Source organism: Glaciimonas sp. GG7, assembly GCF_052976905.1.
Genome location: NZ_JBRIIQ010000105.1, coordinates 1 through 13,401, shown reverse-complemented (window position 1 = coordinate 13,401; position 13,401 = coordinate 1). Strand labels below are relative to the sequence as shown.

Sequence of the window (13,401 nt, the reverse complement as noted above, 5' to 3'; positions counted from 1 at the left end):
TTTTTTTTTTTTTTTTTTTTTTTTTTTTTTTTTTTTTTTTTTTTTTTTTTTTTTCGCTTATATTTTGTTGTTGAGATGCCGCAAGGTATGTTTATATCGATGCATGTCGGCTCGACGCAGCACTCGCAACGGCTGTCGACGTGGCCATCCGCATCAGTGCCGAGTATGTAAATGCATCTGTGACTTGTGATGCTTTCGCCAGCGAAGTGGCAGATGCCATTACAGATATTGCAATCAACATTACTATTCGGCTAGTTAACCAGGGGATAATTGTGGCTACAGAAGCAGACCTGATTAACGTTTTGAAAAAGCTGTATCAGCGCGGCCAGGGGCGTGTCGCTGCAAACAACTACTGTGGCCCGCTGGTCGCACACACAATGCGAATGGGCAGGTGTTTGTTCTGTCTGCTGGCGCGGCTGGTCGAATTTTGAGGCGGTATCGTGCTGTACGCGAGGCCGAGCCACGTAGCTGGGAAATTATCCCTGAACTATCGAGGAGAGCGGACGAAATCAGTGGCTGAACTCTTGATTTACACAGCCATAGGTAAATCTTCCCAAAGATTTTTTTGTGTGAACTTTAAGCGCATTACGTACGTTTCATCAATCTGGCGGCCAACTTTACGAATCTGATCGGTACTGTCAACTTACGGCAGCCGGCAAATTTTTGTAAAGTATCGGGATGAAAAATTCCCAAATTTAGCGCGGCTTCCGCTTTCCTCCCGAAGTCATCAGCCATGTGGTGTGGCTCTACTTCCGGTTTTCGCTGAGTTTTCGCGACATCGCAGAATTGATGGCCAGCCGGGGCATCATCGTCACCTACGAGACGATTCGCCAAGGGACATTGAGTTCGGCCAGGAATATGCCAATGAACTGCGCCGGCGTCAGTCGAAGCGCGAGGACAAATGGCATCTCGACGAGGTGGTACTAACCATCAAGGGCAGGCACCATTACCTGTGGCGTGCAGTCGACCATGATGGCCATGTGCTCGATATCCTCATGCAAAGCCAGCGTAACCGGCAGGCGGCGAAACGCTTTTTCCGCAAGCTCCAATAAATCTGCCTTATCGTCTGCCTCCGGTTTTAACTGCACTCGTCTACGTCCGTGGTGAAAGGCTTAACGTACTTTACGATCCGTTTCTCGAGACGCTCCCAAAAAATTTGATTGAACTAAACATAGAAATGTATCTGCATAATGTAATGTAGATAGAACTCAACCCAGACAAAGCGCAGGCCAATTTAAACAAACATGGGGGTGAGCTTTGAAGACGCGATGCTGGTGTTTTTTGATCCAGACAGGCTCGATGAACCGGATGGTAGAAAAGATTACGGCGAGGAACGGCGCATCGTCATTGGCGAGATCGAGGGCCATGTGTTTGTGGTGGTGTACACCCTGCGGGGTGAGGCAATTAGGCTAATTTCAGCAAGGAAATCAAATGAAAGAGAGCAAAGAAAGTATCGTGCGCTTCGAGCTTGATCCAAGCAAGCCGCACAAATTGAGTAATGAACCTAAAGTGCGAATGGATGGGATCAAAGACCAGCAGATTGATTATTCGGAGACCCCTGAATTAACGGACGATTGGTTTGCGCGTGCGCAACATAGTCGAGAAATGAAAATTCCGACGAAGCATCAAATCAGCTTGCGGGTCGATGATGATGTCCTAGCCTTTTTTAAGGCACATGGGACACGTTACCAGACGCGCATTAATGCCGTTTTACGAGCCTATGTCAAGGCACATAAAGGCGCATAGTTGTAAAAACGATAATTTTTAACTATATGTCCAATGAATCAATCCGTTCTTACAGCCTTAGCATGCAAGGTCTGCACAAGTTCTTGAAGAGCGTGCAAAAGGTGGGGAGGTGATAGTTGGCTACCCGTGCTGTTCAAATGAGCTGTCGTTCGCGCAGGGCTTACGCAAAGCGTTACGCGATGTTAAATGTTAACCTAGACGCTGAGACTAGTGGGCGATAGTTAGCCATTGAGAATGGCTACTCTGACCTGCACTAGGCAGTGCGCCCCCTCGCCGGTCCAGCGCATCTGGCGATGTTTGTCCATGCGGTAGCTAACGACCAGGTTCACTGCCGATTCGGCGATGCTCCTACTGATTTTGAATAGTTGTTTTAATCAAAAGCACCGACATTAAGATTGAATCCCCAGCACATTTAACAACCGGCTCAAATCGCCCTCTTCTCTGATAATTTCAGCAATCACCTCAGGCAAGGACATGCGTCCCCAGTTGACGGCTCGACGGATCAGAAATGGCGTGGGGCTATGTGGTTCGACCTCGCTAAGATAATCCGCGAGCGCTTCCAGGGTTGCGTATGCTTCGCTTCGGTTGCGCCAGTTTGCGATCTCAACAACAGCGCTTGGCACCGTTGCCATAGCCGGACTAAGGTCAGTCGATAACGCTGCGCCGCCATCGTCGGCGCACTGGCTATCCAAAATGTCCTGTTTATTTTTCATCTCGCTTGCTTTTTCTTCGGGTTGCAACTGCAATAGGACACGTCCGACAGCTTCCAGCGTATTTTGTAGCTTGGCCAGGTTAGGTGACTCAGCCTTCAAATGCTGCCCGAGCAGAGCGACTATAGCGTGCAAATAATCGAGGCTATGGCATACCGCCGCGCCAGTTAATGCCAGTTCGGGCCCCATTTGCTGGGCCGCAGTAAAAATGTCGGAACGGGTGAGTACCACCGTGGCGATGTCAGATTTTTTTCGGTCCGGCTGATTCTCCGCTGCCATCTCCTGCGCCGTAATGCGCTCCCAATCAGCCAGTGTGATGTGCGGCGGCTTGCCGCCACTCGGCACCAACAGCACAGCATGCACGCGTACGCTAATGCTCAGCGATTCATTTAACCACTCTAGCGGGGCTAAGCGCGCCTCGCAATCGCCGTCATCGTCGATCATGGGATGCAGCGGCAACCAGTAGCGGCGCAGCAGCGCGTCGAGCATCTGCAGGCCGTGCAACAGGCCGATAAAACCGCGCTGACGCATCCAGGATTCGACCAGCCAGACGACAATCTGCAAATCCTTCGAATGCGTCGTCAGCATGGCCGTACAGCGGTTCTCGATTTGCTGCCAGTCGGCATGCTTGAGCGGGCGCTCCCACTGTCCCATCGGCAAATTGGGGTCGTCTTCCTCGCGCAACAGGCGAATTTCAGTAAACACAGCATCATACCGAGCCGCCGGACCACACGGCGCTTCGGGCGACAGTGGTGCCAACAATGTATCCAGAACCATCTGGTTGGCTGCGTTAATAAGAGAATCATGAGTGGTATTCATAAGCGAATCTTTTCAAGTGAAGCAGTGTGATGTGTCGATCCGCTGGCCCGACCACGGTATGGTTGATTGCAAGTTGGCGGCGAAGTGTTTAAGTACTGACATGATCCCTGGCTGGTGCTGTGATCAGCCTGCCGAGTTGCTCCACGAGGAACTTGGCCGCCACTGGCGACGTACTCTTGTGCAGATCCACCACTGAGGCGGCTGGCGGGAAGTAGATTTTTTCAGACAAGGCCACCAATTTGCCCGTATCAATCCCGTCGTCAACTTCATGCAAAGCGATGACAGTGTGGTCCAAGCCGTTATCGAGTAAAGCCTGAAACGGATTCGGCCCGGCATACCCGGACGGCCAGCCATCATCGACACATGGATGCAAATTAAAGAAACCAAATTTAGGGTAGCCGTGCAGCCGGGCATTAAAACGCTGGCCGAAGGTGGCGGCGATGCACAGGTCGGGCCGCCACTCGCTCTCATAGATGCGATAGAACTCGTCGGTCTTGACGCGTCCTTTATAGGCAACCAATCCATACGAGGCAGCCAGTTGTTCAACCATCGCCTCTTCACAGGCGCAGTGCGGATAAGCCCAGACGCGCCGCTCACGGCTGACGAAGCTGGCGCTAACATCGTCGGTGGCCACGCCGACAACCTCGACGCGCGCGCCGAAGGGGCCCTTGAGCAGTTCGCTCAAGACATGAAAGCCACGGTAAAAACTGCCGAATACTGCGATCCTGACGATCTCATCGCTAGTGCTCATTTTTCTTCTCAATGTAGGCTTGCCTTTGGTTACATACCGATTGCATGCTCATTCGGTCAGCTCCACCTGGGATGGCTGGCATTGCCGCGCATCATTGTCCATTGCGGACCAGTGTCAGTTCTTACCAAGGTGGTGCCTTGGTCGGAAATGCCTGCGGCCAAGCCAGCGGAATATGTTTGCCTGGCGCACTCACACCAATGCGCAGAAACACGCGCGCCCTCGCGCCCGATAACTGAGCCGTGGTCCCTGTATTCAATAACGGGAACTCAAAGCGCAGCAGCGAGGTACGGCCATCATCGCCCGGCGCGACAACGTCCCGATAGGTGCTGATGAAGCTGAACAATGCCCACGGATCATCGAAGCGGAAGCTGACTGTACGCTCGGCCACGCTCATGCTTGGGTGACCTGGCTCAATGCCCGGCGCGACATCGCCATCGCGCGCCAGGCGCAGCGACAGCAGCACCGGCATGCCAGGCTCCCAGCGCAGCGCGCGCGGCGGCTCGGTCAAGCGCACCGTACTGCTGCCGATGGTCAGGCTCCAGTCGATGATCTTGTTGGCTTGCGCCTCGGCTGCAGCATTGGCCCGGAACTGCACTGTCACGTCAAGCCCGCCGACCTGCCCTTCTTCACTCGGATAAAGGGGCGCGAGCAGATCGCCCACGCGGCGCAGTTGCCCGGCAACCTTACGCACCTCGGTACGGGCACCCGACTGGCTAGGATCACGTTCGGCCAATGCGCTAGCAGCACGGACGCGCTCATACAGTTTCATCACCGCGCCCACCTCTTCACGGTCAGCTGGCATCGCAGCGCTGCTGGAGAATGGCAGGCGTCTGCCCATATCGCGGTTGTAAGCGTCGGCAAAATGCTCCCAATCGTCCTTGTAACGACTGGTCAACAGGCTGCGGCAGCGCGCCAACAAGCCGTTCTGCAGGCTTTGCAAGCGCTCGGTAAACGGGTCGGCAGCGCGCCGCTGCGGCAGGCGCGCACTGAGTTTGTCGGCGCAGTTGCCGATGTCGATCTCGGCGCTACCGTTGACGATGAACTGTTCGAGCGCCATCAACGAACTGGTCGGACTCTTGAGCCGGTAGCGCCGTAGATCAGCCACAATGGCCTGCCAGCGCGCCACCACTGGCGGCCCGGCTGCAACGCCGGTCAGTTGTGCCAGCACACCCTCGGCCTGATGGCTGACGATATCAATGAATTCCTGTTGTTGCCCCACGTAGACACCCAGACCGGCCGCGTCCCCGCCACCAAAGGCGTCGATCAAAGCACCCTTCTCACCTTTCCAACTCTGGAAGGTCGCGTCGCGTAGAACGAACACCTCGGCGGCGCTGAAAATCTCGTCCAGGCGATTCAAGCGCGACAGAGCGTCGCGCGTCAGTACGCCATCGATGTCGCTCACGACCTCGATGGCCCCAATGTCTTGGAGCCAGGCGCGGATTCGCAGCACGCTAGTGCGCTCGGCATCGCTGGCGGTGCTGGGCAATTCAGCCGGCGTCACGCTCAGCGCTTGCGCCAACGTTCTATGGGCGTTGGCAGCCAGTGCCAGATCGACCAGCGCACTGGCAGGCTGCTGCAACACCGTCGGCAAGGTGGTGTAAGCACCTTGCCGGAACGCCTTGCGCGCCTCGGCCAGGCTAGCGGCACGCTCGAGCTGCGCCTTATCCCATACGATCGAGGAGCCGGGCGGCACCTCGGCAAAATCGAGTGCCGCACCGGCCTTCATGTAGGGTGGCATCATCAGTGCCGTCACCGCGTTGTATAGCGCCTGGCGCCCCGGCGTAAAGGCCCAGCCGACGCTGGTACCGGTCCAGGCCAAACCGGCAGCACCAACGTTGATCCGGCTTGATGTCGACAGCGAACGGTAGGCGATGACAAAACGTCCAAAGCCCTGGGTCGCCAGCTGTTTGCTATCCTGCGCCGCAGGCGGGCCTAACAGCACATTGGCGCTGATGCGTTCGAGTAAACCCTCGTGCACCTTGCCGAGGTTGAGCACGGTCTCATGCATCCAGCCGCCCTTGCCGGCCACCAGATAAAATTGTCGCAGACACGAATAGGCGTGGAATCGACAATCGAAATACCGGTGTATTGCCCCTTGAGCGTCTCAAACAAAGCAGGGAAAGCCGCTGCACAACGCGGCAGTAATTCAATACAGCGTTGGTAGGAAGGCCGCCTTGGAAACTCACGCCGCAAATGCTGACATACATGATGCAAATAAAATGACTTGAACTGGCGGTAACGCAATTGATGAAACAGCACCACCAATGTCATCAGTTCTGCCAGCGACAAACCGCTAGCGCGAATACGACGACGTTTGCCATCGCTGATCAGTCGGGCATTCAGCTGTGGCTCAAATTGTTGGCTAAAATCGTCCACCTGACAGTAAAGCTCGGTAAGATTATCCATGAGAGTTCCTTGTTTTTTTATCGGTTATTTGTCGCGAAACAAAATCACTGATAATTTGCTTGGAACTCTTCCTTTTTTATAGACGGTTTTTACTTAACTTCGGATTGGCTTATCCCGAACTGAGGTTGAGTTGAAAAAAACGGCAATATTCAGTCTCTCTGAATATTCCCGTTTTTGTTCGTGGCACTCACTGTGAGGTTTTACAACCGCTCAGTATCACCACTCTTCGGCTGCCACTTCATCAGGCGCTTCTCGATCATGCCAACGACCGAATCGAGTATCAGCGCGAATGCCGTTAATACTAAAATTCCGGCAAATACGGTGTTGATATCGAAGGCCCCTTCGGCTTGCAAAATCAGATAACCGACCCCGCGCGCAGAGCCTAAATATTCACCGACGATGACGCCAACAAACGCCAGCCCGACGGACGTATGCAAACTGGAGAAGACCCAGGATGTGGCCGATGGCAAATAAACCGTGCGCAATAATTGCCGCTGGTTGGCGCCCAACATGCGGGCATTCGACAAGACAACCGGGCTGACTTCCTTAACGCCTTGATAGACGTTGAAGAAGACAATAAAAAATACCAGCGTGACCGCCAGAGCGACTTTAGACCAGATTCCCAGCCCAAACCACATCGCAAAAATCGGCGCCAGAATAACGCGCGGCATGGCGTTCGATGCTTTGATATACGGGTCCAGGATGGCTGAAGTGAGTGGCGACAATGCGAGCCATAACCCGACGCCCAAACCCAAGACTGTCCCAATGCCGAAGGCGAGCATGGTTTCTGTCAGTGTCACCAGCAAATGCGAATAAATCTCTCCCGGGAACGTCAGCGTAAACCAGGTTGCGTCACCAAAGCCGACGTCCAGACTCCCGCTGCCAACCGTGAACCATTGCCAGACGCGGACCAGAACTTTGGCTGGCTCACCGAAGAAAAATGCAGTCTGCGGGTTGCGTGTGACCAGATGCCAGATCGCAAAAAAGATGACCAGTACCAGCGCCTGATAGAGGCGCATATTTTTATAATTGGGTTTAATTGCTTGCCACATGATGTCGTGCCTTCTTTATTTTGATGTGTTCCATACCTGACTATTTTTACCGCACCAACGATCTCTTCCTCAGGCGATTTTTTTCTGCTGCTGATAACCTTTTAAGACTTCATCCCTGAGTACGCTCCAGATTTGCTGATGTAGTTCAACAAAGCGCGGATCGGTGCGGATTTCGGCAACATCACGCGGGCGCGGCAGATCGATGACAAATTCGCCAATCGGATGGGTTCCCGGTCCGGCTGACAACACAATGACGCGGTCTGACATGGCGATGGCTTCGTCGAGATCGTGGGTAATGAACAGCACCGCTTTCTTTTTTGCCGCCCACAATGCCAGGACTTCGTTTTCCATCAATTGACGGGTCTGGATATCGAGCGCTGAAAACGGCTCGTCCATCAGGATGATGTCAGGGTCCAGAATCAATGTTTGCGCTAACGCGACCCGCTTACGCATACCGCCCGATAGTTGATGCGGATAGCGATCGCCAAAGCCTTGCAAGCCAACCCGCGCCAGCCATTCTTCGCCTAGTTGTTTGGCCTGTGCGTCTTCCATGCCGCGATATTGCAGACCGGCGATGACATTTTGCAAGGCGCTACGCCATGGCATTAATGCTTCGGACTGGAACATATAACCGGCGCGTTGATTAATCCCTGTCAGCGTTTCGCCAAACACTTTGACGCTGCCGGTGGACGGTTGCAGTAACCCTGCACCGACGTTGAGCAACGTCGACTTGCCGCAACCGGTCGGACCGACTACCGATACAAACTCACCCGGCGCTATCGCCAGGGTGGTATCGGCGACAGCGGTGTAGCGCTGTGAACGATCGTCTTTTGAAATGAAGGTACAACTAATATTGTCCAGAAATAATGCTGGCAATGGTGGCGCTGGAGAGATTGTCGTCATAAGAAAAGTGGCGCAAGCCGAAAGAAATACTATGAAAAATATGACCGGGTGATGGCAGTGTAATTTACACCTGAACAAAAACGAAATCGCCCTGCGTTCCGATACGGTGCAGGGCGATGTGGTTTCATTTCAGTTATCTAGTAACGCTTACTTATATTTGATATCCGCTTTTTTTACAAAGTCATTGGTATAGGTTTTGGACAAATCAATTTGTGCGTCGGCCAGACTTGGATCAAACGTCTGCAGCGTACGTAACGCGGTGGCAGCGCCAGCGGCGGGGAATAGTCCATCCGGCGATATCGATTCGCGCACCTTCATGAAGGCATCAATGTACAAGGCGCGATCCCCAAGCAAATAACTTTCCGGCACGGCTTTGACGATTTCTGACGGACCGGCTTTTTGCAGCCATCTCAACGCTCGTACCATCGCATTGGTCAATGCCTGGGTGGTGTTGGGATATTTTTTGATGAAGTCGGCTGAAGCATACAAAGTCCCCGCTGGCATCGGGCCACCAAACACCGCATTGGTTTCTTTTAAAGTCCTGGTATCGGAAATAATTTTTATCTCATTTTTTTGCTCAAGCATGCTGATCAAAGGATCTAAATTAACGATGGCGTCGATCTGTCCTGAACGCATTGCCGAAATCGCACCGGCTGATGCACCCACGCCGATATAGGAAACGTCGGTCGGCTTCAAACCGCCTTTTGCCAGCACGAAATTACTCATCATGTTGGTGGAGGAACCGGGCGCTGTTACACCGATTTTCTTACCCTTCAGATCAGCAATCGTTTTGTAATCAGGCATCGTCTTATTGGAGACCGCCATCACGATTTGCGGTGCACGACCTTGTAGAACGAAAGCGGTGATGTTTTGATGTTTGGCTTGCATGCTAATGGTGTGCTCGAATGCGCCTGAAACCACATCGGCGCTGCCACCGACTAACGCCTGCAAGGCTTTACCACCACCGGCGAAGTCGGAAATTTCAACCGTCAAACCTTCATCCTTGAAATAGCCGAGTTGCTCAGCGACCGTCAATGGCAGGTAATAGAACAGATTCTTGCCGCCAACTGCGATCGATACTTTGGTTTTTTCCAGAGGCAGTGTCTGGGCAAATAATTTGCTGTTAAAGGTCAGGTAACCCGCCAAGAACAGGCAAAGCGCGATTGCGAACTGTTTCCAATTAAATTTCATGTTGTCTCCTCATTACTCATGGTTTTACGACTATATTTTTAGTACTTACGCAAAATCGCCCCAACGGCGTTGCGCCCAGCTGCCCTTACTTTTGTAATGCCTTGGTTAGTCTGGCTTGCCGGGACAATTTTGCCTACATCATATTTTTACTTCAGGTTGCACGCCGGTCTAGCATAGCCCTTGCGATGGTGCCAGCATCAACATATTCAAGCTCCCCGCCTACCGGCACGCCACGCGCCAGACGACTTACTTGCAGGCCGCGTGCTTTCATGGTTTCGCTGATGTAGTGCGCGGTGGCTTCGCCTTCGTTGGTAAAGTTGGTCGCCAGGACCACCTCGGACACGACGCCGTTGGTGGCACGGACTATCAATTTTTCTAATTGCAGATCTTTGGGGCCGATACCATCAAGGGGCGACAAGCGGCCCATGAGGACGAAGTACAGGCCCTTAAAAGTGAGCGTCTGCTCAATCATCAATTGATCTGTCGGGGTTTCTACGACGCAGAGCAAGGTCGCGTCGCGCTCAGGATCGCGGCAGACTTCGCATAATTCATGTTCGGTGAAGGTGTTGCACATAGAACAGTGTTGAATTTGTTCGACCGCCTGTATCAGCGCGCGACCAAGCAATGCTGCACCCTCGCGATCATGTTGCAACAAATGGTACGCCATGCGCTGTGCCGATTTAGGGCCGACGCCGGGCAGATGACGCAATGCTTCTGTTAAAAAAGCCAGGCTATTAGGAGTTTTCACTTTCAGACCTTAGAAGCCACGATAAATCTTCCGGCCAACCGGGGCGTAGTGAAGAGCGGGTGGGGCAGGATCATAAAAATGGTGCAATAACTTGCACCATTGCTGATATTGAAACGATGGTAGAAAACCCATCGTATGGTGTTCCAACGTTTGCCAGTGGACTAACAAAAGATACCGATTTGACCGCTCAAGGCAGCGCTGTAATTCGTGCGATATATAACCGGGCATGGAAGCGAGAATTTTTTTCGCCAGCATGAAAGCCGCCTCAAATGCGGCTTCCTGACCGGGAATAATATCGAGCGTGGCAACCTCGAGAATCATGGACAGATACTTAGAATGGCAGTTTGAATCCGGCTGGCATGCCAGCAGTAAGGCCACCCATTTTCTCAGCCGAGGTTGTTTCTACTTTACGTACTGCATCATTGAAAGCGGCTGCGACCAGATCTTCCAACATGTCTTTCTCGTCAGCCAGCAATGACGGATCGATAGTGACGCGCTTGACTGCATATTTGCAGGTCATCACAACTTTCACCAAGCCTGCGCCTGATTCGCCGATCACTTCGATCAACGCCAGTTCATCTTGCGCCTTTTTCATATTGTCTTGCATTGCTTGTGCTTGCTTCATCAAGCCTGCCAGTTGGTTTTTCATCATGGTATTTCTCCTGTTTTGTTAATTGATGTGATCGTATTTAATATTATTAAAAATGCATGCAAACAGCAACTTGCTAACGGATGATTTGATTTATTTTACGTCAGCGGCCGGATCGATCCCGGCACGATCCTGGCGTTGAATTCGCGCATCATACTGAGAATGAAGGGATCATTTTTCGCAGTTTCTTCGGCTACGCGCTGCCGCTCCGCCTGCTCTGCCTGTGCCCTGACGTTAGCGGTATGACGGACGATACCGATTTCTGTTTCTATCCGCACCGTCCGACCAAATCGTTCGACCAATGCCGCTGTGAGTTTGTCTACATTGCCTGCTGAACGCAATGTTTCAAGCGGGATACGCAAATGCATCTGAATATGCGGACCACTACTATCGAAGTGCAGCAATTCACTTTGTTGCGCAAGTTGATGGGCCACACCGCGTACGGGCAAGGTAGCCGCCAGAGCTGGCCAATGACCATCCCAGTTGAGGGATGGCTCAGGATGACATATGTAGGCCTCTGTTGATGCTTCAGATGGCCGGGAGTCAATACTTAGTACAGGAACTGAGGTCGGAACTGCGATTGGAATATCGACAGGAATTGATTTAGCCAACGCTGATGGCATTTGGGCTGGACGGTTTGTTTCTCCCACATCTGGGCCAGTAAATGCACTGCCTTTTGCGTGATCGTCTTCATATCGCAATCCAACGTTGTCGCCCTGCAAGTCCATCGGGAGTGGAATTTCCTCTTCCCAGGGAGGCAGTGACGATGGAGCGGCTATCGCTTTGGGTGCAGAAATGACAGGCGAACGGGCTTCAGGTTTAGCCATTCCCGGCTGTACCGCCACCACTGGCTTGCTCACTGGTACAGTCATCGTGGCGACAGTTAGCGGCAAAGCCTGCGCTGGTGGCGGAGTCGCCGCCGGGCGTCTGGCTGCACCATTGGCAACACCGCCGCGTGCCGCTGCCAACGCGGCCATCGCAGCCATACGCGGCGTTAAATTACCACCCTCTGGCACTACCGGGGCGCTTGTTGTGGCCGCTTGCGGGGCACTACTCAAGCGCGCCGCTGGTGGCGCGGTCTGAACCGGAACCGGTGATTTTGCAACAGGCGCTGGTGCGGACGGACGCGATGGTGCCGATCCGGAAGGACTGCTCACCGAATGGCTACCGGAGTCATCGCCCGATTGCGGACGAAACGCCAACATGCGCAACAGCGTCATCGAGAACCCGGCGTACTCATCAGGCGCTAAGCCCAACTCATTGCGACCGTGCACGACTATTTGATAAAACAATTGAATTTCTTCAGCATCAAATGCTGCGGCCAGACGAATGATTTCCTCGCGCTCAGGCAAATCTTCTGCCAACGCAGCCGGGACGCTTTGGGCCAATGCAATTTGATGCAATAAAGTACCGAGGTCTTGCAGCGCGGTGCTGTAGGACAAACTACGAATCGCCATTTCATCGGCCACAGCCAACAACCCAGCGCCATCGTTAAGCGCCAGCGCATCGAGTACGCGTATCAGATAGGTTTGATCAAGCGCACCCAGCATGCCCTGCACCGCTTCCAACGTGACCGTCCCGGCGGCGTAGGCAATCGCCTGATCGGTCAGCGATAAAGCGTCGCGCATCGAACCATGCGCGCCTTGCGCCAGCAGACGCAAAGCCGGTGTTTCAAAGGCAATTTGTTCCTGCCCGAGAATATTGTCCAGATGACTGATGATGTGGCCGGGCGGCATCTGCTTGAGGTTAAATTGCAGACAACGCGAGAGCACGGTGACGGGGATTTTTTGGGGATCGGTGGTCGCCAGGATGAACTTCACGTGATCGGGCGGCTCTTCCAGCGTTTTCAACATCGAATTGAAGGCATGGTTGGTGAGCATGTGAACTTCATCGATCATATAGACCTTGAAGCGGGCATTCGACGGTGCATACACCGCCTGCTCGAGCAACTGCGCCATTTCTTCGACGCCGCGATTGGAAGCCGCATCCATTTCAATGTAATCAACAAAGCGACCGGCATCGATCGAGATGCAAGCGTCGCACACACCGCACGGCTGCGCAGTAATACCGCCGTTGCCGTCTATCCCCTGGCAATTTAACGCTTTGGCAAGTATCCGCGAAAGCGTGGTTTTACCAACGCCGCGGGTCCCTGTGAACAAATACGCATGATGCAAGCGCTGTTGCTCCAGCGCATGCGTCAAGGCCCGAACGACGTGTTCCTGACCAACTAGCGTGTCGAAACTTCTGGGACGATATTTACGGGCAAGGACTTGGTATGACATAGAGGCGGGCTCGTTGCTGGCGGTTAAATACAGACAGCATTTTACCTTAGAGAAGCGCTCATCATGTTTTTAAGAACCGACCCTGAATTGTAACCGTATGCCGACATTAGACCCCGACGTCGCTCAGTTGCTGGCAATGAGCCT

General features: G+C 53.2%; 14 protein-coding genes and 1 pseudogene. 4 read left to right on the top strand and 11 right to left on the bottom strand.

What is annotated here, in order from left to right; translation table 11 throughout:
* Positions 1-140: 140 nt before the first annotated feature.
* From ACVBEF_RS17905 to ACVBEF_RS17890, 4 genes are all read left to right on the top strand, one after another.
* Complete coding sequence (locus tag ACVBEF_RS17905; protein ID WP_447125283.1) at positions 141-431, top strand: hypothetical protein; 291 nt, start codon at positions 141-143, stop codon at positions 429-431.
* 309 nt (positions 432-740) lie between these two features.
* Positions 741-1,052 (top strand): DDE-type integrase/transposase/recombinase, encoded by a 312-nt coding sequence (locus ACVBEF_RS17900; protein ID WP_447125282.1) that lies wholly within the window; start codon positions 741-743, stop codon positions 1,050-1,052.
* Between the two features lie 198 nt (positions 1,053-1,250).
* Entirely contained in the window at positions 1,251-1,472 is a 222-nt protein-coding gene (locus tag ACVBEF_RS17895) for a BrnT family toxin (protein WP_447125281.1), read from the top strand.
* A complete protein-coding gene (locus ACVBEF_RS17890; RefSeq protein ID WP_447125280.1) occupies positions 1,432-1,746 on the top strand; it encodes a BrnA antitoxin family protein in 315 nt (104 codons plus the stop codon). Before ACVBEF_RS17895 ends, ACVBEF_RS17890 begins: the two co-directional genes overlap by 41 nt.
* 389 nt (positions 1,747-2,135) lie before the next feature.
* On the opposite strand, the gene tssA is transcribed toward ACVBEF_RS17890, so the two are convergent.
* The 11 genes and pseudogenes from tssA to ACVBEF_RS17835 form a co-directional block, all read right to left on the bottom strand.
* A complete protein-coding gene (gene tssA, locus ACVBEF_RS17885) occupies positions 2,136-3,275 on the bottom strand; it encodes a type VI secretion system protein TssA (RefSeq protein WP_447125279.1) in 1,140 nt (379 codons plus the stop codon).
* A gap of 88 nt (positions 3,276-3,363) precedes the next feature.
* Positions 3,364-4,026, bottom strand: coding sequence for a formyltransferase family protein (locus tag ACVBEF_RS17880; protein ID WP_447125278.1), 663 nt, complete (start codon positions 4,024-4,026; stop codon positions 3,364-3,366).
* Between the two features lie 121 nt (positions 4,027-4,147).
* Positions 4,148-5,968, bottom strand: a complete 1,821-nt coding sequence (locus tag ACVBEF_RS17875; RefSeq protein WP_447125277.1) for a hypothetical protein — start codon at positions 5,966-5,968, stop codon at positions 4,148-4,150.
* Between the two features lie 95 nt (positions 5,969-6,063).
* A pseudogene (locus ACVBEF_RS17870) lies at positions 6,064-6,432 on the bottom strand (IS982 family transposase); the annotation flags it as partial.
* Positions 6,433-6,632: 200 nt separating this feature from the next.
* The gene (locus tag ACVBEF_RS17865; protein WP_447125276.1) at positions 6,633-7,484 is read right to left on the bottom strand and encodes an ABC transporter permease; all 852 of its coding nucleotides are present in this window, start codon (positions 7,482-7,484) and stop codon (positions 6,633-6,635) included.
* 69 nt (positions 7,485-7,553) lie between these two features.
* On the bottom strand, positions 7,554-8,387 hold the full coding sequence (locus ACVBEF_RS17860; RefSeq protein ID WP_447125275.1) for an ABC transporter ATP-binding protein: 834 nt from the start codon (positions 8,385-8,387) through the stop codon (positions 7,554-7,556).
* Between the two features lie 147 nt (positions 8,388-8,534).
* Positions 8,535-9,578, bottom strand: coding sequence for an ABC transporter substrate-binding protein (locus ACVBEF_RS17855; RefSeq protein ID WP_447125274.1), 1,044 nt, complete (start codon positions 9,576-9,578; stop codon positions 8,535-8,537).
* A 151-nt stretch (positions 9,579-9,729) separates the two neighbouring features.
* Positions 9,730-10,326, bottom strand: coding sequence for a recombination mediator RecR (gene recR / locus ACVBEF_RS17850; RefSeq protein WP_447125273.1), 597 nt, complete (start codon positions 10,324-10,326; stop codon positions 9,730-9,732).
* A gap of 9 nt (positions 10,327-10,335) precedes the next feature.
* A complete protein-coding gene (locus ACVBEF_RS17845; RefSeq protein ID WP_447125272.1) occupies positions 10,336-10,647 on the bottom strand; it encodes an antibiotic biosynthesis monooxygenase family protein in 312 nt (103 codons plus the stop codon).
* Positions 10,648-10,657: 10 nt separating this feature from the next.
* On the bottom strand, positions 10,658-10,978 hold the full coding sequence (locus tag ACVBEF_RS17840) for a YbaB/EbfC family nucleoid-associated protein (protein WP_447125271.1): 321 nt from the start codon (positions 10,976-10,978) through the stop codon (positions 10,658-10,660).
* A gap of 95 nt (positions 10,979-11,073) precedes the next feature.
* Complete coding sequence (locus ACVBEF_RS17835; RefSeq protein WP_447125270.1) at positions 11,074-13,257, bottom strand: DNA polymerase III subunit gamma/tau; 2,184 nt, start codon at positions 13,255-13,257, stop codon at positions 11,074-11,076.
* Between the last annotated feature and the right edge of the window lie 144 nt (positions 13,258-13,401).

Excerpts from the sequence above, each read along its gene's own strand:
- ACVBEF_RS17890 (WP_447125280.1), top strand. The coding sequence starts at position 1,432 with ATGAAAGAGAGCAAAGAAAGTATCGTGCGCTTCGAGCTTGATCCAAGC.
- ACVBEF_RS17835 (WP_447125270.1), bottom strand. The coding sequence starts at position 13,257 with ATGTCATACCAAGTCCTTGCCCGTAAATATCGTCCCAGAAGTTTCGAC.
- ACVBEF_RS17860 (WP_447125275.1), bottom strand. The coding sequence starts at position 8,387 with ATGACGACAATCTCTCCAGCGCCACCATTGCCAGCATTATTTCTGGAC.
- ACVBEF_RS17880 (WP_447125278.1), bottom strand. The coding sequence starts at position 4,026 with ATGAGCACTAGCGATGAGATCGTCAGGATCGCAGTATTCGGCAGTTTT.
- ACVBEF_RS17865 (WP_447125276.1), bottom strand. The coding sequence starts at position 7,484 with ATGTGGCAAGCAATTAAACCCAATTATAAAAATATGCGCCTCTATCAG.
- tssA (WP_447125279.1), bottom strand. The coding sequence starts at position 3,275 with ATGAATACCACTCATGATTCTCTTATTAACGCAGCCAACCAGATGGTT.
- ACVBEF_RS17845 (WP_447125272.1), bottom strand. The coding sequence starts at position 10,647 with ATGATTCTCGAGGTTGCCACGCTCGATATTATTCCCGGTCAGGAAGCC.
- ACVBEF_RS17855 (WP_447125274.1), bottom strand. The coding sequence starts at position 9,578 with ATGAAATTTAATTGGAAACAGTTCGCAATCGCGCTTTGCCTGTTCTTG.
- ACVBEF_RS17840 (WP_447125271.1), bottom strand. The coding sequence starts at position 10,978 with ATGATGAAAAACCAACTGGCAGGCTTGATGAAGCAAGCACAAGCAATG.